This is a genomic window from Massilia sp. CCM 8734 (assembly GCF_011682155.1).
Classification (GTDB): domain Bacteria; phylum Pseudomonadota; class Gammaproteobacteria; order Burkholderiales; family Burkholderiaceae_D; genus Telluria_A; species Telluria_A rubra.
Window position 1 is genome coordinate 46,653 of the sequence record NZ_WHJI01000006.1, and the last position, 19,269, is coordinate 65,921.

General features: G+C 62.9%; 16 protein-coding genes. 2 read left to right on the forward strand and 14 right to left on the reverse strand.

Translation table 11 applies throughout. From position 1 onward, the window contains the following. Positions 1–121 precede the first annotated feature (121 nt). From F2P46_RS07760 to F2P46_RS07785, 6 genes are all read right to left on the reverse strand, one after another. A complete protein-coding gene (locus F2P46_RS07760; RefSeq protein ID WP_166887116.1) occupies positions 122–5,986 on the reverse strand; it encodes an Hpt domain-containing protein in 5,865 nt (1,954 codons plus the stop codon). A 27-nt stretch (positions 5,987–6,013) separates the two neighbouring features. Beyond that, entirely contained in the window at positions 6,014–8,335 is a 2,322-nt protein-coding gene (locus F2P46_RS07765) for a methyl-accepting chemotaxis protein (RefSeq protein WP_229509153.1), read from the reverse strand. 44 nt (positions 8,336–8,379) lie between these two features. Next, positions 8,380–8,913: a chemotaxis protein CheW gene (locus tag F2P46_RS07770; protein ID WP_368737892.1), complete on the reverse strand. Its 534-nt coding sequence runs from the start codon at positions 8,911–8,913 to the stop codon at positions 8,380–8,382. A gap of 3 nt (positions 8,914–8,916) precedes the next feature. Next, the gene (locus F2P46_RS07775) at positions 8,917–9,288 is read right to left on the reverse strand and encodes a response regulator (RefSeq protein WP_166871988.1); all 372 of its coding nucleotides are present in this window, start codon (positions 9,286–9,288) and stop codon (positions 8,917–8,919) included. Between the two features lie 15 nt (positions 9,289–9,303). Further along, on the reverse strand, positions 9,304–9,705 hold the full coding sequence (locus F2P46_RS07780; RefSeq protein WP_166887118.1) for a PleD family two-component system response regulator: 402 nt from the start codon (positions 9,703–9,705) through the stop codon (positions 9,304–9,306). Between the two features lie 105 nt (positions 9,706–9,810). Further along, positions 9,811–9,963, reverse strand: coding sequence for a rubredoxin (locus F2P46_RS07785; protein ID WP_054268606.1), 153 nt, complete (start codon positions 9,961–9,963; stop codon positions 9,811–9,813). Positions 9,964–10,071: 108 nt separating this feature from the next. Here F2P46_RS07785 and F2P46_RS07790 point away from each other — a divergent pair, with 108 nt between their 5' ends. Next, complete coding sequence (locus tag F2P46_RS07790) at positions 10,072–10,908, forward strand: hydroxymethylpyrimidine/phosphomethylpyrimidine kinase (RefSeq protein WP_166887120.1); 837 nt, start codon at positions 10,072–10,074, stop codon at positions 10,906–10,908. Continuing rightward, positions 10,905–12,194 (forward strand): glutamate-1-semialdehyde 2,1-aminomutase, encoded by a 1,290-nt coding sequence (gene hemL, locus F2P46_RS07795; protein WP_166887123.1) that lies wholly within the window; start codon positions 10,905–10,907, stop codon positions 12,192–12,194. Before F2P46_RS07790 ends, hemL begins: the two co-directional genes overlap by 4 nt. Here the strand turns inward: hemL and F2P46_RS07800 are convergent, their stop codons facing one another. The 8 genes from F2P46_RS07800 to F2P46_RS07835 form a co-directional block, all read right to left on the reverse strand. Then, positions 12,195–12,566: a colicin immunity protein gene (locus F2P46_RS07800; RefSeq protein ID WP_166887126.1), complete on the reverse strand. Its 372-nt coding sequence runs from the start codon at positions 12,564–12,566 to the stop codon at positions 12,195–12,197. Between the two features lie 10 nt (positions 12,567–12,576). Beyond that, the gene (locus F2P46_RS07805) at positions 12,577–12,858 is read right to left on the reverse strand and encodes a colicin E5-related ribonuclease (protein WP_166887129.1); all 282 of its coding nucleotides are present in this window, start codon (positions 12,856–12,858) and stop codon (positions 12,577–12,579) included. Between the two features lie 318 nt (positions 12,859–13,176). Next, positions 13,177–14,142: a magnesium/cobalt transporter CorA gene (gene corA / locus F2P46_RS07810; protein ID WP_166887131.1), complete on the reverse strand. Its 966-nt coding sequence runs from the start codon at positions 14,140–14,142 to the stop codon at positions 13,177–13,179. Between the two features lie 81 nt (positions 14,143–14,223). After that, positions 14,224–14,646 (reverse strand): DUF4124 domain-containing protein, encoded by a 423-nt coding sequence (locus F2P46_RS07815; protein ID WP_166887134.1) that lies wholly within the window; start codon positions 14,644–14,646, stop codon positions 14,224–14,226. Between the two features lie 20 nt (positions 14,647–14,666). Further along, complete coding sequence (gene mtgA, locus F2P46_RS07820; RefSeq protein ID WP_166887137.1) at positions 14,667–15,392, reverse strand: monofunctional biosynthetic peptidoglycan transglycosylase; 726 nt, start codon at positions 15,390–15,392, stop codon at positions 14,667–14,669. Next, on the reverse strand, positions 15,389–16,216 hold the full coding sequence (gene aroE / locus F2P46_RS07825) for a shikimate dehydrogenase (RefSeq protein ID WP_166887140.1): 828 nt from the start codon (positions 16,214–16,216) through the stop codon (positions 15,389–15,391). Before aroE ends, mtgA begins: the two co-directional genes overlap by 4 nt. Then, the gene (locus tag F2P46_RS07830) at positions 16,213–17,097 is read right to left on the reverse strand and encodes a TonB family protein (RefSeq protein WP_166887143.1); all 885 of its coding nucleotides are present in this window, start codon (positions 17,095–17,097) and stop codon (positions 16,213–16,215) included. Before F2P46_RS07830 ends, aroE begins: the two co-directional genes overlap by 4 nt. Positions 17,098–17,176: 79 nt before the next feature. Then, positions 17,177–19,234, reverse strand: coding sequence for a ribonuclease catalytic domain-containing protein (locus F2P46_RS07835; protein WP_166887145.1), 2,058 nt, complete (start codon positions 19,232–19,234; stop codon positions 17,177–17,179). Positions 19,235–19,269 lie beyond the last annotated feature (35 nt).

Here is a 19,269-nt window from a genome sequence, read left to right on the forward strand (position 1 = left end):
GCTACGGAACCAACTTGGGTTCCCGCCTTCGCGGGAACGACGGTTTTGAAGGTAGCGATCATAAAAAACGCCTTGCACCATTTAACCGGTGCAAGGCGTTTTTGTTTGTGCCACCTGGCGCTTAATGCGCTACCGGCATCTCGCGATTGAGCAAGCCGGCAATCGCCGCGAGCAGCATGTCTTCCTGGAACGGCTTACCGAAGTAGGCATTCACCCCCAGGTCCAGCGCGTAGTTGCGGTGCTTGTCCGCCGTACGCGAGGTGATCATGATGATCGGGATCTCGTTGGTGCCGCTGTTACCGCGAATATTCCGGGTCAAGTCGAAACCATCCATGCGCGGCATCTCGATATCGACCAGCATCAGGTCGGGCACGGTCTCTTGCAAATGCTCGAGCGCGTCCACGCCGTCCTTGGCCAGCACCACCTGATAACCCTCGCGCTCCAGCAGGCGCTGGGTCACTTTACGCACGGTCAGCGAATCATCGACCACCATGATCACAAAGTCGGCCGCACGCGTCTCGGGCACCGCCGCCACCGTTTCCACCACCACGCGCTGACGCAGTTGCGGATGATGGTCGAGGTGATGCGACAAGGCCACCGGGTTCAGGATCAACACGATATCGCCCGAACCGAGCACCGTCGCACCCGAAATACCGATCATGCGCGAGAGCTGCGGTCCGATATTCTTGATAACGACCTCGCGGTTGCCCTGCACGTCGTCGACCTGTACCGCCAGGCGGTCGGTGCCGCTTTTGAGCACCATCACCGGGCACGAACGCTGCGACATCGGCCGAGCTTCGGTATCGCCCAACAAGGTTGGCAGGTAATGCAGCGCGACCTTCTGGCCCTGGAATTCGACAAAGCCTTCGGCGTGCGCGGCGTTGACTGCCGCTTCCTTCATCTGCAATACCTGCTCCACCAGGATCGATGGCAGCGCAAACGTCTTGGTACCGCTGGTGGTCAGCACGACCTGGGTGACCGCAAGGGTCAGCGGCAGGTGAATCGTGAAGCGCGCGCCCTTGCCGGTTTCGGTGGAAATCGCCACCCGGCCGCCAAGCGCTTGCGCTTGCGAGCGCACCACGTCCATACCCACGCCACGGCCGGCCAGTTCGGTCAGCGCATCGGCGGTCGAGAAGCCCGGTTCGAAAATCAGGTCGGCCGCTTCGGCGTCGGTGACGATGGCATTCGGCGCCAGCAGCCCGTTTTCACGCGCCTTGGTGCGGATGCGGGCCAGGTCGAGACCCGCGCCGTCATCGTTGAACTGGATAACCACCTCGTTACCCTGCTGGCTGACCTGGATCAGCAGCTCGCCCGTTTCGGCTTTGCCGGCCGCACCACGACGGGCACGCGATTCGATACCGTGCACGATGGCGTTACGCAGCAAGTGCTCGAACGGCGCGGCCATCTGTTCCAGAACGCTGCGGTCGATTTCGACCGTGCCGCCCCGGATGTCCAGGTTGACCCGTTTGTCGATTTCTTTTGCGGTCTGGCGCGCCACGCGGAACAGACGCTCCGACAGGCTGGCAAACTGCACCATCCGAACCCGCATCAGATCCTGCTGCAGGTCGCGCGTCAGGCGCGACTGCACGTTCAAGTCGTCGGTGGCGCCGTCGACCGTGCGGGTCAGGCTTTCGTGGAACGACGCAACGTCGTTCACCGATTCAGCCATCATCCGCGTCAATTCCTGCAGGCGGGTAAAGCGGTCGAATTCGAGCGGATCGAATTCGCGTTCGCTGGAAATCGACATACGCGACGAAATCTGCGATTCCGCCTGCATCTCGACTTCGCGCAACTGGCGCCGCAAGCGACCCAGATTGTCCGAGAAGTCGCTCAGCGAGGCCTTCAGGGTCGACACCTGGCTTTCCAGCTTCGAACGCGTGATCGACACTTCACCTGCCTGGTTGACCAGGCGGTCCAGGATGTCGGCGCGTACCCGCACCAACGGCGTACGGGTCTGGGCTGCGTGAGCATCGTCCACGCTGCCGGCGGTTGCCGCGGCCAGGCCCGGCACCGGCACGAGGCCGAGGGCAGGCTGCTGCAGTTGTTCGAACAGCAGAAGCGCGTGATCGTAGTTGGCCATCAGTTCGTCGAACGCGGCTGGCGTCGACGTTCCGGCGTGGACCATGTTCTCGATCTGCGTTTCGATCTCGTGGGTGTGCTGGCCGAGGCGCATCGCACCGGCCATCCGCGCACTGCCCTTGACCGTGTGCAGGGTACGCAACAGCTGCTGTACCGGGCTGGTATCGGACGGATTTTGCTGCCACTTGCGCAGGTTGTTGCCGATTTCCGGCAGCAGATCGGTACCCTCTTCCAGGAACACTGGCAGCAGGTCGACGTCAAGGTCATCGGCGAAGGCCGTTTCCGGCGCCACCGGCACGGCGGCCGTGTCGGACTCCGGCTGCAGCAAGGCTTCGAGCAGCGGCACGTGCGCCGTCATCGGCTGCATCGGCGCCGGTTCCGGCGCCGCGGCGATCGACTCTTCGACAACCGGTTCTTCAACCACTGGCTCGGCTTCAAGCACTGGTTCGGCTTCGATGACCGGCTCTTCAATGACCGGCTCGGCTTCAAGAACCGGTTCGGCTTCGATGACCGGCTCTTCGACCACTGGCTCGGCTTCCAGCGCTGGCTCTTCGAATACCGGCTCGGCCTCGATCACTTCTTCGGCCTCGATGACTGCTTCGGCCTCGATGACTTCTTCAGCCTCGATCACTTCTTCAGCTTCGATGACTGCTTCGGCTTCGATGACTGCTTCAGCTTCGATGACTTCTTCGGCCTCGAGGACTGCTTCAGCTTCGATGACTTCTTCGGCGTCGATGACTTCTTCGGCTTCGAGCAATGGCTGCTGCGCTTCTTGCGCCACCGGCTGCGCCGGTTCAGGATTGTCCAGCAGTGGAATATCGAACGGATCGTCCTCGCCGAACAGGGCGTCGATGGCGTCGATTTCCGGTTCGGACGGGGCGTCGGCTACGGCCGCTTCGCGTTCCGGCATCACCGGTGGCGATGCCACCAGCTCATCGAGCGTTTCGGCGAACAGGCCGTCCAGACGGCGTGCCAGGTCTTCGTCGGCGCCCGCAAACACGGCGGCCGCTTCCTGCGCCGCAAGCTGCTCGCGCAGAACGTGCAGGCGCGCCACCAGGCTTGGCTCGGCCGGCGCAAGTTCGCCCAGCGCGAAGCGCTGCAGCATGTGGCGCACGCGCTCGATGGTTTCGTCGAGCAGGTCGCGCTGGGCTTCGTCGAACACCGGCGCGGGGCTCTTGAGCACCATTTCGACTTCGTAGGCGATTTCGCGCAAAGCGTGGAAGCCCACCGTGGCCGAGGTGCCGGCCAGGGTATGCGCGGCTTTTTCGGCTGCCGGCGTGACCTGGCGCTGCGGTTCGTGGCGCCATTCGGCGAAGTCCTGGCTTAACAGGCGAACCAGTTCGTCGGTCTCGGCGAGGTAAATGTTATACAGCGGCAGCGGGATTTCGAGTTCGCCAATGCGCTTGGTGTTGTCGTCGGCCGCGGCGATGGTGCCCGGAACCGGGAACTCGATCACATTGCCAGGCGCTGCGCTTCCGGCCGCAGGCAGGGCGATGATGTCGTCGAGGATCATCGGTTCGAACGAATCGTCGATCGCAAAGTGGTCGTCGTGATGCTCGTCCACGGGAGCGGCGGCCACGATTTCCTCGACCACTGGCGTGGCGACTGGCGCTTCATCCGGGGCTGCATCCATGGCGAAGGTTTCGCCATGCTGTACGCGTTCGGCGGCGGCGACCAGCGCGTCGCTGGTGCGCTGCGAGCTGCCGGTGGCGGCAAGCTGCTCGACCCAGGCGGTCATGTCGGTGGTGGCGCGCGTGAGCAACGCCAGCAGGTTGGCGTCGGCCGCGCGTTCTTCCGACAACCACAGGTTCATCACTTTTTCGACGGCGGCTGCGCCTTCGGCAAAGTTGTTCAGGCCCACCATGCGTCCACTGCCCTTGAGCGTGTGGAAGGAGCGCCGCAACATCGTCAGCGTCTCCAGGTTGTTCGGCATGCTTTGCGCCGCCGGCAGCGTCGAGCCCACAAAAGCGAGCACTTCCTGCGCTTCGGAGATGAAAATTTCGAGCAGTTCGGCTTCGATTTCGTCGTCGCCCGGCGGCGCGGGCGCTGCCACTACCATCACCGGCGCCTTGACTTGCGCTTCCGGCTCGGCCGGCGCGGCTGGCGCAGGCGTGTCGATCATCGGGACCGGCTCGATCTCGAGTACCGGTTCCTGGTCGAATTGCGATTCGCCGTGCGCCGGTTTTTCGAACGGGACGGCGCGCAGCATGCCCTCGACGCTGTCGAAGGTGAAGCGCTCGCGTGCCTCGTCGACGTTCTTGGCCAGCATGTCGACAAAAAAGCCCAGCGCGCCGATGTTCTGGGCGATGTTCTGCAGCGAGGCCGTTTCCAGTTCCGGATTGCCTTCGGCCGCGGCCAGGGTGCGGACCGCATCCTTGACGTGCAGGGCGGCGCGCATCGCGTCTTCCTGGTCGAGGATGGCGACGGCGCCCTGCAACTGGTGCAGGACCGGATCGATCTGGGCCAGGGTGGCGCGCTTGCTGGTGTCGGAATAATAGTCGTCGAGGACTTTTTCGACCTGGCGCAAGCCATTTTTCATTTCGGCGGCCAGCACGGCGACGGTTTGCTCGTGCTGGATGCGGCGCGACAGTTCGCCCTGCCATGGCGGCGCTTCCGGCGGCGTTTCGCCGGCGCCAATCGCGGCGAGGCGGGCGCCGATGATGTCGGCGTGGGCGTCGAAATCGTCAGGCAGCTGGCGAATTTTATCCAGGCTGTTCTCGATGAACAGCATGGCGGTCGCCATTTCGAGACTGAACACGCTGTTGTGCTTTGTGGCCGCCGTGGCGGTGGCCACGTGTACCATCTGCCGCTGCAGGCGCGCCAGCGCCGGGGCGCCCAGCTTGTCGCCAGCGGTGGCCATGGTGCCGAGCAGTTCGACGAATTCGGCTTCCAGCGCCGGCAGCGGTTCGACCGACAGGCGGTCCCAGTGGCTCTTGGCCTTGGCCAGGGCTTCCTTGGCGGTTTTCAGCGCGTCGGCGTCGATGCGGCCGTAGCGGCGCGTATCGTAATCGGCCGGCACCATGCCGTCGAGATGATAGGCGCGGCGCAGGGCCAGCGCCGTCGGCGGCGGATTGGGCACGGCGGCCATGAAGAACAGGGCGTCGCGCAGCATCGTTTCGGGCAGGCTGACCTGGCCTTGCGAGAGGCGGCGGATCTGCAGATTGATCAAGCCGAAGAGCTGCTTGACATACAGGTCGCTGGCCAGATGGCCCTGGGCCACCAGTTCGGCGAAGCCCTGCATCGCCATCCAGAAGGTGCGCGGCAAAGGCTGGTCCTGGGCGTCGGCCACGTGGGCGATCGCCTCCAGCAACACCTGGGCGTGCTGCTGCCAGCTGGCCTTGTCGGCGCTTTTCAGGAACGGCAGCAGCGCTTTTTCGAAGCGCGTGCGGCAGGCCGCGTAGTCCGGCTCCGCATCGGTCGCCACGTGGCGCTTGAGCGACACCGGCGCCGACAGGTCGGCGAAAAACAGGTCGGCCGGGTGAATCCGGTCGGCGCCCAGCATTTCCTTGAGCGCGCGATAGTAAGGGAACAGGCGCGCCGGCTGCTGTGGCGCGCCCGAAAGCAGTTCTTCGAGATACTCGATCACCGCCTGGTAGGCGTGCGCGATGACTTGCGCGCGTTCGGGCGTGCAGTCGAGCAGGCCATCCTTGAAGCGGTCCAGCGCGCTCTCGGCGGCTTCGGTCATGGCGCCGGCGCCATCGACATCGACCATCTGCAAGGCGCCATGCGCCTGGTGCAGATAGGCTTTCGCATGTTTGAGCGAACTTGCCTGGGCTTCCGCCGTATGCTCCGCCGCCTCGGACAGCGCGGTGTTGGAGCGGCCCAGCGCATCGCGGATCTCGCTCATGACCCAGGACAGCGGTCCTGTGTCGAACTGCGGCACGTGCGAATTGTCAGTAGTGGTCATGCTTACCTTGATAAATCAACCGGGTTCTCAAGCCACCACGCGGAAGCGCGATACCGAGTTTTTCAGTTCCTGCGCCAGCAGCGACAGCTGGCGAATAGATTGGGCGGTTTGCTGCGTACCGTCCTGGGTATTTTCGGTCACCGACAGGATGTGCTGAATGTTGTGCGCCACATCGTTCGCCGATGTCGCTTGCAGCTCGGTTGCAAACGAAATGCCCTGAATCAGTTCCGCAAGACGGTTCGAAACGCGCGAAATGTCGGACAGTGCGGCACCCGCAGCATCGGACAGCCTGGCTCCCTCGACCACACCCTGCGTCGATTTTTCCATAGCGGCCACCGCGTCGTGGGTATCGGTCTGAATGGTACGCACCAGCGCGCCGATCTGTTTTGCCGCTTCCGCCGAACGTTCCGCCAGTCGCTGAACCTCTTCCGCAACCACCGAGAAGCCGCGTCCCGCTTCGCCGGCAGATGCCGCCTGAATCGCCGCGTTCAGCGCCAGTACGTTGGTCTGTTCGGTAATGTCGGAAATCAGTTCCGTGATCTCGCCAATCTCCTGGGACGATTCGCCCAGTCGCTTGATTCGTTTCGAGGTTTCCTGGATCTGCTCGCGAATTTCGTGCATACCCTTGATCGAGTTTTCCACCGCCGTCGAACCTTGCAATGCCGCCGCAACCGACTGGCGCGCAACCTCTGCCGATTCATTCGCCGACTTCGATACGTCGGTAATTTCGTTCGCCATTTTCAGAACCGTCTCGGACGCTTCCTGAATCTCGCGCGACTGCTGTTCGGTCGCCGCCAGCAGGTCGGTCGAAATATTCTGTGCGTTGGTCGATGCCGAGGTAACCTGCTCGGCCGTCGTCGTCACGCGTTCGACCAGCCCGCGCAGCTCTTCCACCGTGTAGTTAACCGAGTCGGCAATCGCGCCGGTAATGTCTTCCGACACCGTTGCGTGCACGGTCAAGTCACCATCGGCCACTTCCTGGAGTTCGTTCATCAGGCGCAAAATAGCTGCCTGGTTCTGGTCGTTGGTCGCTTTCGCTTCTTCTTCCTTCGTCTGCGCCAGCTGGCGCATCGATTCCGCTTCCTGGCGACGCACATCGGCGCCGCGAGCCCGGGTACGCGAGTCTTGCAGCATGACGCGGGCGATACTGACGCCGACGCCCAGCGTGAACATGGTGGCCAGGGCCATTACCCAGAACCAGACGTTGTTCGAATCCTGCTCGTTACGAAAGCCCACCTGCACCTTGGTCAGCAGCGATTTGAATTCTTCGTTTTCGTAGAAGATCGACTGTTCGGCGCCTTTTGCGGCCGTGAATTTCGGCAGGTTGTCGAGGATCGAGGCGACCAGTTTCTGGTAGGTGTCGAATTTCGATTTGATCTGTTCGAGCTTGACGCGCAGTTCCGCATCCTTGGTTGCGGACAGTTGCATCGTCTCGTTCCCGTTCAGGAAGCCTTCGACCGTGGTACGGAAGGTCGTGGTGTCGCGGCCCAGCTGGAACGCGGTTTCAGGACGAATACCGCCGGAGGTCAGGAACTCACTGGCGCTGCGCGAGAGGCGCTGGGTCAGCATCATCAAACGGCCGATCGCCGCCAGTTCACGTGGCGTGCCGCCGCGCTGGACTTTGTCGTTGAGCAGTTCTTCCGTCATCGTCAACAGCTCTGGCGAGAGGGTGTCGAGCTGGCGCAGGGTCTTTTCAAAGCCCGTCAATTCCGGCTTCATGCGCATGATGGTGCCGGCGGCGTTGTCGGTGCTGACCCACTTGGTTTTCGCCGCGCTGATCAGGCGGTTCATGCTGGCCGGTGGCGTCGGCAGCTGGACGCCGCCGATCTTGCCGCCGCGCTGGAGCGCGTCCAGGTCGGCCTTGAGCTGGCCACGGCTTTGTTCGAGCTGCACGAACGCTTCCTGGTTACCCTGGATCGCGTTAGGCGCCGCTTTACCGATACGCTGGGAGTGCATCAGGGCGTCGGACGCGATCTGCGTCTGGGCCGATGCGTCGGAGCTACTGGCCGCGTTGCGCCACAGCGCCACCACGGTGACCAGGATACCGGCCACGAACACCATCAGCAAAATACGCAGCTGGCGCGGCAACGACAAATGGCCGATCAGCGGCAGGCGCGCTTCGGCCTCGCCGTCGTCATCGTCGTCGCGTCGCTTGCGGCCCATGATATTGGCCAGGCGCAGTTCGTCGTGCTGATCGAGTTCGGCGCGATGGCTGTCGTCGATCACATTCTGCTCGCCGGCCAGCGCCGGCGCGTCGTCCTTGTTCAAGGCCGCAGCCTCCAGGTCGGGACCGAATTCAGTATCCGGTACCGGCTCACCCTTTGGCGTACTCTTCCATGCAAATCCCATTCCAGCTCCCAGTTTCTTAAGGTATGGCCACTTATGACTGCGGCTTAAAATCCAACGTGCAAAAACCGCGCATCGGTGACGAGGGCCGCCAGGTCGAGCGGGATCCATTCGTTTGCGTCGGTATCGCGTAATCTGTCGCCGGTGACTTCCATGTCACCTGCGTGGCGCAGGCCGTACACGCGGGCCACCAGCAGGCCGCAGTTAAAGCCCAGGTGGGTGGCCAGGGTGACGATGCGGCTGTCCGGGCCGGCCACCGTTTCGGAGCCTCCCTGGAAGCGCGCGAAATCGATCAGGCCAACCAGATTGCCCCGGATATTGGCCAGTCCCAGATACCACGGCTGCGTCAGCGGCACCACCGTCACCGGCGGCACCGGCACGATTTCGCCGGCCTGGGTGAGGTCGAGCAGGAAGCGCTCGGCGCCGATCAAGACCCCCAGCTGGTTGACGCGCGCGCCACTGTTGGTACGGGCCGCCTGCATGCGTTCGAGCAGCTGCACCTGGTACTGGCGCAGGCGGGTGCGGCGGCCGGCGCCATCGGTGGGCGCGGATGCGACTGGGGCGAAATCGACGTCGCTCACGGCTTAGGCGCCGCCGAGGGCGGCGATCTTCGCCAGCAGCAGTTCGGCGTCGACCGGCTTGACCATGTAGTCGCGCGCGCCCTGGCGCAGGCCCCAGACACGGTCGGTTTCCTGGTTCTTGCTGCTGCAGATGATGATCGGCACGTCGCCCAGCTCAGGGTCGCGCGCGATGGTGCGGGTGACCTGGAAGCCGTTCGCGCCAGGCATGACCACGTCCATCAGGATCAGTTCAGGTTTGTCGTCCTTGATCTTGAGCAGCGCTTCCTCGCCGTTTTCGGCGGTGGTCACGGTGAAGCCGGCTTTGACCAGGATGTCGGTCAGGTAGTAACGCTCGGTCGGGGAATCGTCGACGATCAGGATTTTTTGTATGGCCACGGGAGGCTCCAGTAATTATTTTGAAACGGTATCGGCAGTGTGCTCGCGCACCGCGCTAAGCAGACTGTCTTTGCTAAAGGGTTTGGTCAGGTAGGCGGAGGAACCGACCATCAGGCCGCGCGCCCGGTCGAACAGCCCGTCTTTCGACGACAGCATCAACACCGGGGTGGCGTGAAAACGCGCACTGCGCTTGATCAGCGCGCAGGTCTGGTAACCATCCAGGCGCGGCATCAGGATGTCGCAGAAGATCAGCGACGGATGATGGTCGTTAATCTTGGCCAGGGCATCGAAGCCATCTTCGGCCAGCAACACCTGATAACCCGCCTGGGTGAGGAAAATCTCGGCCGAACGACGAATCGTGCTGCTGTCGTCGATCACCATGATTTTCAGTACGTTCGGTTGCGGCAATGTCGTCATATTCAGTTTCACTCGGCATGAGCATGAACGATATCATAGGGCAACCCTTTTGTCCCCTTAATGTTGCGGCTGGTCAACATGTGTCGGCAATAAGCCTCATGCCAATCAGATAACTGTCATTTCGAAGTCATCTTTACGGGCGCCGCACTCGGGGCAGGTCCAATTCATGGGCACATCGGCCCAGCGGGTGCCGGGGGCGATGCCTTCTTCCGGGATGCCGGCGGCTTCGTCGTAGACCCAGCCGCAGATCAGGCACATCCAGGTCTGGAAAGCGGCGCCTGCTGCGCCGGTTGATTCATTGCTGCTCACGTTGGACTACCCTTCTATCTAGTAAAATGCCGAATCAGGCATCTTAATCTACCGGCCGTGCAAATCCAAACTTCTCCTCTGATCTTAACGTTCGGCGTGTCCGACCCCATAGGCGCTACCGGCATCCAGGCCGACCTGGCGTGTTTTTCGGCCCTCGGCTGCCACGGCCTGTCGGTCATGACCGGCATTCTCATTTCCGACACCGCGAGGGTCGAAGACGTGCAGGAAGTCGACGCCGACTGGGTCTGCGACCAGGCCCGCGTGGTGCTCGAAGACATGCCGGTGGCGGCCTTCAAGGTGGGCGCGCTGACCAGCATCGAGCAAGCCTCGGCGATTGCCGAAATCGTCTCCGACTATCCGGACGTGCCGCTGATCCTCGACCCGTTCTTATCGAGCCTGCCCGATTCGGGCCTGGCCGACGACGACATGCTCGGCGCGATCCGCCAGATCCTGGTGCCGCAGGCGACCGTGCTGCTGCTCACCCAGGTGGAACTGGCGCGCATGGCCGAGACCTGGCGCGACGGCGGCGGCGACATGCTCAAGGAAGACGTGCTTGAACTGACCGGCATGGGCTGCCAGTACGTGCTGGTCAAGTGCACCGCTACCCGCGGCACGGGCGCCGGGGCGCAGCTGGCCAACACCCTGTTCGACGAGAACGGCGTGATCGGCACCTTCAACTGGCAGCATTTTCCCGGCCCATTTGTCGGCGCCGGCAGCACCTTGTCGGGCGCGCTGGCCGCGTTCCTGGCGCGCCAGCTCGAACCCATCGACGCCATCCAGGCGGCCCAGGAGTTCACCGTCGGCGCGCTGGCCAACGCGCAGCGCTTCGGCATGGGCAAGCTGGTGCCCAACAAATTTTTCGCCCACCCTATTTCCTTATCGAGCAAGCCATGACCACAGACTCCCTGAATAACACGCTGTTCGCGCGCGCCCAGAAAACCACCCCGGGCGGCGTCAATTCGCCGGTGCGCGCCTTTAAATCGGTGGGCGGCACGCCGCGCTTCATCACCCGCGCCGAAGGTCCCTACTTCTGGGACGCGGACGGCAAGCGCTATATCGACTACATCGGCTCGTGGGGGCCGGCCATCGTCGGCCACGCCCATCCGGAAGTGGTCAAAGCGGTGCAGGACGCGGCCGCGCGCGGCCTGTCGTTCGGCGCTCCGACCGAAGGCGAAATCCTGATGGCCGAAGAAATCTGCCGCCTGGTGCCGTCGATCGAGCAGGTGCGGCTGGTCTCGTCCGGCACCGAGGCGACCATGAGCGCGCTGCGCCTGGCGCGCGGCGCCACCGGGCGCGACAAGATCGTCAAGTTCGAAGGCTGCTACCACGGCCACGCCGACTCGCTGCTGGTCAAGGCCGGCAGCGGCTTGCTGACTTTCGGTAACCCGACCTCGGCCGGCGTGCCGGAAGATTTTGTGAAGCACACCCTGGTGCTCGACTATAACAATGTGGCCCAGCTGGAAGACGCGTTCGCCTCGATGGGCGACACCATCGCCTGCGTGATCGTGGAACCGGTGGCCGGCAACATGAACCTGATCAAGGCCACGCCGGAATTCCTGCGGGCCATGCGCGCGCTGTGCACCAAGCATGGCGCGGTCTTGATTTTCGACGAAGTCATGTGCGGCTTCCGCGTCGGGCTGGGCGGGGCGCAGGCACTGTACGACATCGTGCCGGACCTGACCGCGCTGGGCAAGGTCATCGGCGGTGGAATGCCGGTGGCGGCCTTCGGCGGTCGCGCCGAACTGATGCAGAACATGGCGCCGATCGGGGCGGTGTACCAGGCCGGAACCTTGTCGGGCAATCCGGTGGCGGTGGCGGCGGGCATGACGACCCTCAAATTGATCCAGCAGCCGGGTTTCTACGAGAAGCTGACGGCGCAGACGGCAAAGCTGGCGGCCGGACTGGCGCAAGCGGCCAAAGAGGCGGGCGTGACGTTCTGCGCCGATTCGGTGGGCGGGATGTTCGGGATTTACTTCAGCGAAGAAGTGCCGGGCAGCTATGCCGAGATGATGGCGGGCGACAAGACGCGTTTCAATGCGTTTTTCCACGCGATGCTGGACGAAGGCGTGTACTTTGCACCGGCGGCGTTCGAGGCGGGGTTCGTGTCGGCGCAGCACGATGATGCGGTGATCGAAGAAACCATCGCAGCGGCGCGCCGGGTGTTTGCCAAACTGGCTTGATCAGTCAGCCGGACTGCAGCTTGCTGGCCCGGTGCGGCCAGCCGGCGAGCCGGCGAGCGGGGACGCCGTTAGAATGAAGACGCCGTGCGCCGGCGTTTGCGAGGCGATAAACCGCGCCGCTTCTTGATTGTTGCCGCTGGCCTGATCCTGATCAAGCGGCGGGTCTTGCCCATCCCAGATACAGTCGAGCCGGGATTCAAATCCCGGCGCATGCCAGATTCCGCCTTCCACCCGCGCGATGACCAAGCCCCTGTGGGCGGACTCGGCGCACACTTGCATCGCGGCAAGCGGCGACAGGCGCATATTGACGCTGCCGTTCAAATCAAAGAAGGCATCCGGCGATGCGTAAAGATGGCTTTTGTCGATGTTCATGGCAATGTCCTTATGACTCCCAAATGATGCGGCTATCAGGCTTCCAGTACGGATCGTTCTTATCGCTAACATGGACCACTTCCCCAGTGCGATCGTTCACGACGACATGTCCACCATCTTTGGAGCCATACACTGTAGCGGTGTCCCGCCGCGCCTGCCGATCTCCGGTTTTTTGAGGCGTCCGATGATCGATTGAGCGGCCAATTGGCTCGGTCTCGATCACATCGACCACCTCTTGTTCGGTCCAACCGCGATCCGCAAGTTGCCGTAGTATCCGGTCGCCAAGGATCATGGCAGCGCACTCGGACAATACTTGATCTTAGTATTGAGATGCGGGACACGCAAGCCCGCCATCATCGCTGTCCGCTCGATTGAATATATTGGGAACCGGCCAGAAGCGACCACAACGATGAAAATATCGTTGCGTCGCAGCTCGGTGAAAAGGGGCGAAAGAACAATCGCAGACAACATGGGCAGCGAAGGCATGATCGTCGATCCGGCTTGATTGAGGTCAAGCCCAGTCTACCCCTGCCAATGGCTGCGTTCAGACCTGACCACGCCATGACTGACTCCAGTCAAACATGCGAAACAAGGTCGGAACTAGTGAACTTTACTTCAACCACCCTCTGCGCAAGAACACCCACACCGGCGTAATCATCGAGGCCACCATCAAGCCCAAGGCAAACGGGTAGCCGTAATGCCACTCCAGCTCCGGGAAGGCCTTGAAGTTCATCCCGTAAATACTGGCGATCAGGGTCGGCGGCAAAAACGCCACCGAAGCCACCGAGAAGATCTTGATGATCTTGTTCTGGTTAATGTTGATGAAACCGACCGTGGCGTCCATCAGGAAGTTGATTTTGTCGAACAGGAACGATGTGTGGCCGTCCAGCGATTCGATGTCGCGCAGGATCTGGCGCGCTTCTTCGAACTGCTCGGCGTTGAGCAAGCGCCCGCGCATCAAAAAACTCACCGCGCGCCGTGTATCCATCATGTTGCGCCGGATCCGTCCGTTCAAGTCTTCCTCGCGCGCGATCGCGTTCAGCGCGTCGGCCGCGTCTTTATCGGTGAATTCTTTTTGCAGCACCAGCCCGCTGACTTCTTCCAGATGCTGGTAAATCCCTTCGAGCGCATCGGCCGAATACTCGGCGTCGGTGGCGTACAGGTCGAGCAGCACATCCATGTAATCGGCAATCGAGCCCGGCCGCGAGCGCGCGCGCATGCGCACCAGGCGAAATACCGGCAAGTCGTCGGTGTGCACCGAAAACAGCATTTTGCGCGCGAGAATGAAGGCGACCGTGACCACGCGCGAGGGGCCGTCGTCTTCTTCCAGCAAAAAGTCTGTGCGCAGATGCAAATCGCCGTTTTCCGCTTCGTAATAGCGGGCCGACGCTTCGATATCCTTGACTTCGTCTTCGCCCGGCAAAATCACGCCGTAGATGGTCTTGACCCAGGCCCGCTCGTCGTCGTTCGGATCGGTCAGGTCGACCCAGACCGGGTCCACGTTTTCGAGATCCGCCCGCGACTCGATCGGTACCTGATTGAGTCGGCCATTTTGTAGGACAAATACGTTGATCATGCGCTTTCTCGGCCGGATTCAAAACAGCGCAAGTGTACCCGTTAGCCCTGAGGCCGGCCACCCCGAAACACTTAAATTGGCTCAGCGCAGCTGTTTTTCGATCATTTTGTCGAGCATCGGGTTCGAGCCCGGCGCGGCCTTCTCCACCGGCGGCTTTTTCGGCGCTTCGAAGCCCTTGGTGTCATGTATCTGGATGAGCTTGCTGGTGCGGTTGTCAGGCGTGCAATCCGTGTTGGAAATGACCGTCTTGCCGTTGATGACGCACTTGCGCATGGCGCCGTCGCCCTTGCCGAGCGCGCCGCCGACCGACTCCTTGGCCGAGTCGATCACCTTGCCGGCCCCGCTGTCGGTGACTGTCTTGCCGAGTTTGGACGCCCCTTCGGCGAACAGATTGCGCTCGTAGCGCATGGAAAACAAGGCGGCCATGGCCAGCGCCGCCAGGGCGACCGATCCGGTGGCGACCCAGAACAGCGAAATGGCGCCTTGCTGGCGACGATAGAGCATAGGAATATTCCAGTAAACAATCAGGGCAAGTCTGCCGAACTCATACGGTTGACGATGAGGGTGGTGCGGCGCGCCAGGTAGCTCGAGCTGCGGTTGCGGTCGTAATACCGCGGATTGGGCAGCATCACGGCCAGCTTGGCGGCCTGGGCCACGCCCAGGTTGGCCGCGGTGGTGCGGTAATAATAGCGCGCGGCCGCCTCGGCGCCGAAGATGCCGCGCCCGAATTCGGCCACGTTCAGGTAAATTTCCAGGATGCGCTGCTTGCTCATGACCGTTTCGAGCATGAAGGCGATGATCATTTCCTGGCCCTTGCGCAGATAGCTGCGCGAGCCGGTCAGGAACAGGTTCTTGGCCAGTTGCTGGGTGATGGTGGAGCCGCCGCCGACCACCTTGTGGCGCCGGTTGTTGCGTTCGTAGGCTTTTTGCAGCGCTTCCCAGTCGACCCCGTCATGCTCGGAAAAATTGGCGTCTTCCGAGGCGATCACAGCCCGTTTCAGCTTGTCGGATATGCGCTCGTACGGCACCCACTGATGCTGCAGCACGGCCGTGGGTTTCTTTTCGCGCATCAGGGACAGTTGGTCGTCCATCATGTTCGTGCTCGACGGATTGAACTGGGCGTACCAGCACACCATCAGGAAGAAATACAGCTGGACCGCGATGAAAATCAGCAAGGGGCCGAGGAACAGCCACTTGATCCAGCGCCGGCGCGCGCCGCCATTCCTGGCTGGCTTGGCGGCCTTGCTCATAGCGCCAGGCGCAGGCGGTCCAGGATGGCCGCGGTGTCGGGACGGGCGCCACGCCACAGCAAAAAGGCTTCGGCGGCTTGCTCGACCAGCATGCCGAGGCCGTCGCGCGCGAGCGCGCCCTGGGCGGCGGCAAAGACCATGAAGCGGGTCGGAGCCTTGCCGTACATCATGTCCAGCGCCAGGGTGCCGGGACCGAAGGCGCCGGCCGGCACCGGCGGCATCGCATCAAGCAGGCTGGCCGAGGTGGCGTTGACGACGACGTCGTACCGGCCGCCAATGGCGTCGAAGGCGCAGGCGGCCAGGCGCTGATCCTGGGCCAGCTGCGATGCGAAGCGCTCGACCAGGGCGTCGGCCGTGGCCAGGGTGCGGTTGGCGATCATCAGTTCGGCCGGCAAGGCGGCCAGCAGCGGCAGCACGGCGCCGCGCGCGGCCCCGCCCGCGCCGAGCAGCAGCACGCGCTTGCCTGCGAGTTCGACGCCGGCGTTGCGGGTGATGTCGCCCACCAGCCCGGCGCCGTCGGTGTTGTCGCCGATGATGCCGCCGCTGCTGTTAAATACCAGGGTGTTGACGGCGCCGGCGGCGCGCGCGCGTTCGGTCAGGCGGTCGGCCAGGTCGGCGGCCTGCAGCTTGAACGGCACGGTGACGTTGGCGCCCTGGTAGCCGGCGGCAATGAGGGCGCGCACGGTGGCGTCGAATTCGTCCAGCGGCGCCAGGCAGCGTTCGTACACCAGCTCTTGCCCGGTCTGCAGGGCAAAGGCGGCGTGGATCTCGGGCGACTTGCTGTGGGCAATCGGATTCCCGATGACGCAGTAACGCTCGCTCATTTGGTCTGGCCGCGCAGCTCGGCTTCGAGCTTGTCTTCACGGGTGAACTTGAAGCTCGTGATCATGACCCACAAGTCATCGCGGTCATTGGAACGCATGTTTTTCGGGAAGTGGCTGAACGGCGCGGCACGGCGCACGATGGCCAGCGCCGCCTTGTCGAGCGCGGGATTGCCCGAACTCTTTTCGATGCGCACGCCGCCTTCCTTGGTGTAAATGGTGCCGTCCTGGAAGATCGGGATGTACACGATCAGCTCGCCGTACAGTTTCTTGCCGTCTTTCTGTGGAAAGTTCAACGTACCGACATCTTCGATCTTCTTCTGCGTCGATTTGTAGTAAACGGCGTAACCGACTTCCTGCGTGCTCGGCGTGAAGAAGGTCTTGCGCGGACGCTTGTTCTGGTCTTCGATGCGCTGGGCGATCTCGGCCTTCTGGCGCGAGAGCGGCTTGGTGCTCTCGATCAGGTCGTTGCCGTCGCGCTCGGGATCGGGCGCTTCCTTGTCCGTCACCGGAGAAGCGTGCAAGGACGAATCGTTGGCCTTGGTCAGCAGGTTTTTCTGCATCTGCTCCAGTTCGGTGATGCGGCGCAGGGTCGATTTGACGCTTTCGCCGGTCTCGTCCTTGCGCATGTCGGGCAGGGGCGAGGCGGCGCGGCCGTCCTCGGCATTGCCGCCTCCATCGAGATTGGCCTGGGCCAGCGCGTCCGCTTTCAACGGTTTATTGGCGTGCTTGGCATTGACCAGGATGACTTCAAGGCCGGGATCGGTCGGGGTCAGGTTGAATGCCTCGGGCGCGACGAAACGGACCGCCAGCAGGGCCGCGTGCACCGCGACCGAAACGGCCACGGCGATGGACAGGGAGCTTATATTTTGCAAGTGCTTCACACGATACCGGGAAGAATTTTGTTGAATTAGGGAACGGCCATTCTACATTCTAATGGCCGCCGTGGCGATGCTGGCAAGCTCAGCCGGCTGTCGGTTCGCTGGTCACCACCGTCACCGAACCTTCGGCTTCCACCGCTTCGGTGGCGGCCGCTTCGCCAGTGTCGGCCGGCGCTGCAGTCGCGGTCGCCTCTTCTTCCTCGTAATCGAGGTCGGCATCGGCGGCGATCTCGTTGTTGGAAGGCAGTTCGAGCAAGCGCGCTTCGATCGTCAGATCGAGCTCGTCCCAACGCAGGATGTCGAGTTTGACCTGCGCCCCGCGCGCCACCTGCGGCATGCCGGGCAGGCGAATGATCAGCGGAATGTCGGCCAGGCGCAACACTTCATCCTTGAGCACGACCGCTTCGACCTGGCGCTGCTCCTGCTGGCCGAGCCAGCGCAGGCACCAGTAGCGCTCCATATTTTGCTGATGGTCGTTGTAGGCGGCATACGCGGCGTCGAAGGCCGAGACGATGGCGAACAGGTTGGCGTCGCGCGGCTTGAACGGCGCCACCAGCGGGGCCGTGACGCCGTGCTCGGCACAGGCCAGGATCTGCCACTGGTTGACCAGGTCGGTATACCGGCGCAGCGGCGAGGTGCTCCATGCGTACTGGTCCACGCCGAGGCCCTGGTGCGGCGCGGCATGGGTGACCATGCGCACCTGCATCTTGGCGGCCCAGCCGGCGCCGCTGCCGGCACCTTGCGAACGGTAAATGCCCGGCACGCCCGAGTCGTGCATCAGCTTGCCCCAGGTGCTGTTGGCAAAAATCATCAGCTCGGCCACGATCTTGTCGAGCGGCGCGCCACGCTTGCGGCGCAGCACCGTCACGACGTCGTCTTCGACGTAGAAATTGAAATCGACCCGGTTGTTTTGCTCCGGTTTCAGGCCGAAACCTTCGCGCTTGACCATGCGCGCCGCTTCCAGGGTGAGCGCCCACTGCCACAGCACGGCCATCTCAGCCTTGTGCGGATACTCGCCGGTGCCGGCGGCCAGGGCTTCTTCGCTGACCACGTCATCCAGGTCGTTGTTGCGCAGGTTGCTCTTGATCGGCACCAGTTCGGCGCGGGTGACGGTCGACTTCACGCTCCAGTCGGCCGGATCGATGGTGGCGTACAGCGACACCGCCGGGCAGGTCTTGCCTTCGGCCAGGGTGAAGGCGGCGACCAGCTCGTCCGGCAGCATGGTGATTTTGTCGCCCGGCATGTAGACGGTGGACATGCGCGCACGCGCCATTTTGTCGATCGCGTCGTCGGGGCGGATGCCCAGGCCCGGCGCGGCGATGTGAATGCCGACCTGCAGCATGCCGTCGGCCAGGGTCACGACCGAGAAAGCATCGTCGATTTCGGTGGTGGTCACGTCATCGATCGAGAACGCGGCCACGTTCGCCACCGGCAGATTGGCCGGCATCGACGGCACCGTCACGGCCGGGAAACCAGCGCCGCGCGGGAAGTTCTCGAACAAAAAGCGCGCCATGTGCAATTGCCTGGGCGAGCCGATGCCGCCGGCGGCCAGCATCAGGCGCTGCGGCGTGGTGTGCAGTTCGTTGCAAGCGGCGTCGAGCGCCTTGAATTCGATGCTGTTCTTGTCCGGTTTGAACAACAGTTGCTGCACCAGCGGACGCATGGACTCGGGCAGCGTGTTGGCCTTGAGCTGGTCCACATAGCCGGCCTGGATCAGGCCCTGCTGTTTCTTTTTCTCGATGCCGGCCTGGGCCGCGCGCAGCGACGCTTCGGGCGCGGCCTTGTAGCGCCCGCGTCCCTTCTTATAGAAGTAGATCGGCGCGCCATGCAGCGCCAGGACCAGCCCGGCCGCTTCGGATGGCAGCGGGGCGTGGCCGAAATACTCGGCGCCCAGCTCGGCGAATCCGAACTCGTCCTGGCCGGCGACTTCCCACAGGAACTCGAAATCGACGTCGGCGGCAACCGCCTTGGCCGCTTCCAGCAGGTCGGCCGCGGACGGCTTTTCGTACTGCAACAGGACGTCCTTGACCTTGACCTTGGTGCGCTTGCCGCTTGGCATTTCAACTTGATAGGCTTCGCCCGCTTGCGACAACACGGTGCCAACCTTGAAATCGCCGGATTCTTCAAAAAATAGATTCATGTGAACGCTTTGTCTTTGCTTTGATATTTTTACTT

Bases quoted from the DNA above. Each gene is read 5' to 3' on its own strand.
- mtgA (WP_166887137.1), bottom strand. From the start codon at position 15,392: ATGAGCAAGGCCGCCAAGCCAGCCAGGAATGGCGGCGCGCGCCGGCGC.
- F2P46_RS07785 (WP_054268606.1), bottom strand. From the start codon at position 9,963: ATGTGCCTGATCTGCGGCTGGGTCTACGACGAAGCCGCCGGCATCCCG.
- F2P46_RS07780 (WP_166887118.1), bottom strand. From the start codon at position 9,705: ATGACGACATTGCCGCAACCGAACGTACTGAAAATCATGGTGATCGAC.
- F2P46_RS07800 (WP_166887126.1), bottom strand. From the start codon at position 12,566: ATGAACATCGACAAAAGCCATCTTTACGCATCGCCGGATGCCTTCTTT.
- F2P46_RS07815 (WP_166887134.1), bottom strand. From the start codon at position 14,646: ATGCTCTATCGTCGCCAGCAAGGCGCCATTTCGCTGTTCTGGGTCGCC.
- F2P46_RS07760 (WP_166887116.1), bottom strand. From the start codon at position 5,986: ATGACCACTACTGACAATTCGCACGTGCCGCAGTTCGACACAGGACCG.
- aroE (WP_166887140.1), bottom strand. From the start codon at position 16,216: ATGAGCGAGCGTTACTGCGTCATCGGGAATCCGATTGCCCACAGCAAG.
- hemL (WP_166887123.1), top strand. From the start codon at position 10,905: ATGACCACAGACTCCCTGAATAACACGCTGTTCGCGCGCGCCCAGAAA.
- F2P46_RS07835 (WP_166887145.1), bottom strand. From the start codon at position 19,234: ATGAATCTATTTTTTGAAGAATCCGGCGATTTCAAGGTTGGCACCGTG.
- corA (WP_166887131.1), bottom strand. From the start codon at position 14,142: ATGATCAACGTATTTGTCCTACAAAATGGCCGACTCAATCAGGTACCG.
- F2P46_RS07765 (WP_229509153.1), bottom strand. From the start codon at position 8,335: ATGGGATTTGCATGGAAGAGTACGCCAAAGGGTGAGCCGGTACCGGAT.
- F2P46_RS07805 (WP_166887129.1), bottom strand. From the start codon at position 12,858: ATGATCCTTGGCGACCGGATACTACGGCAACTTGCGGATCGCGGTTGG.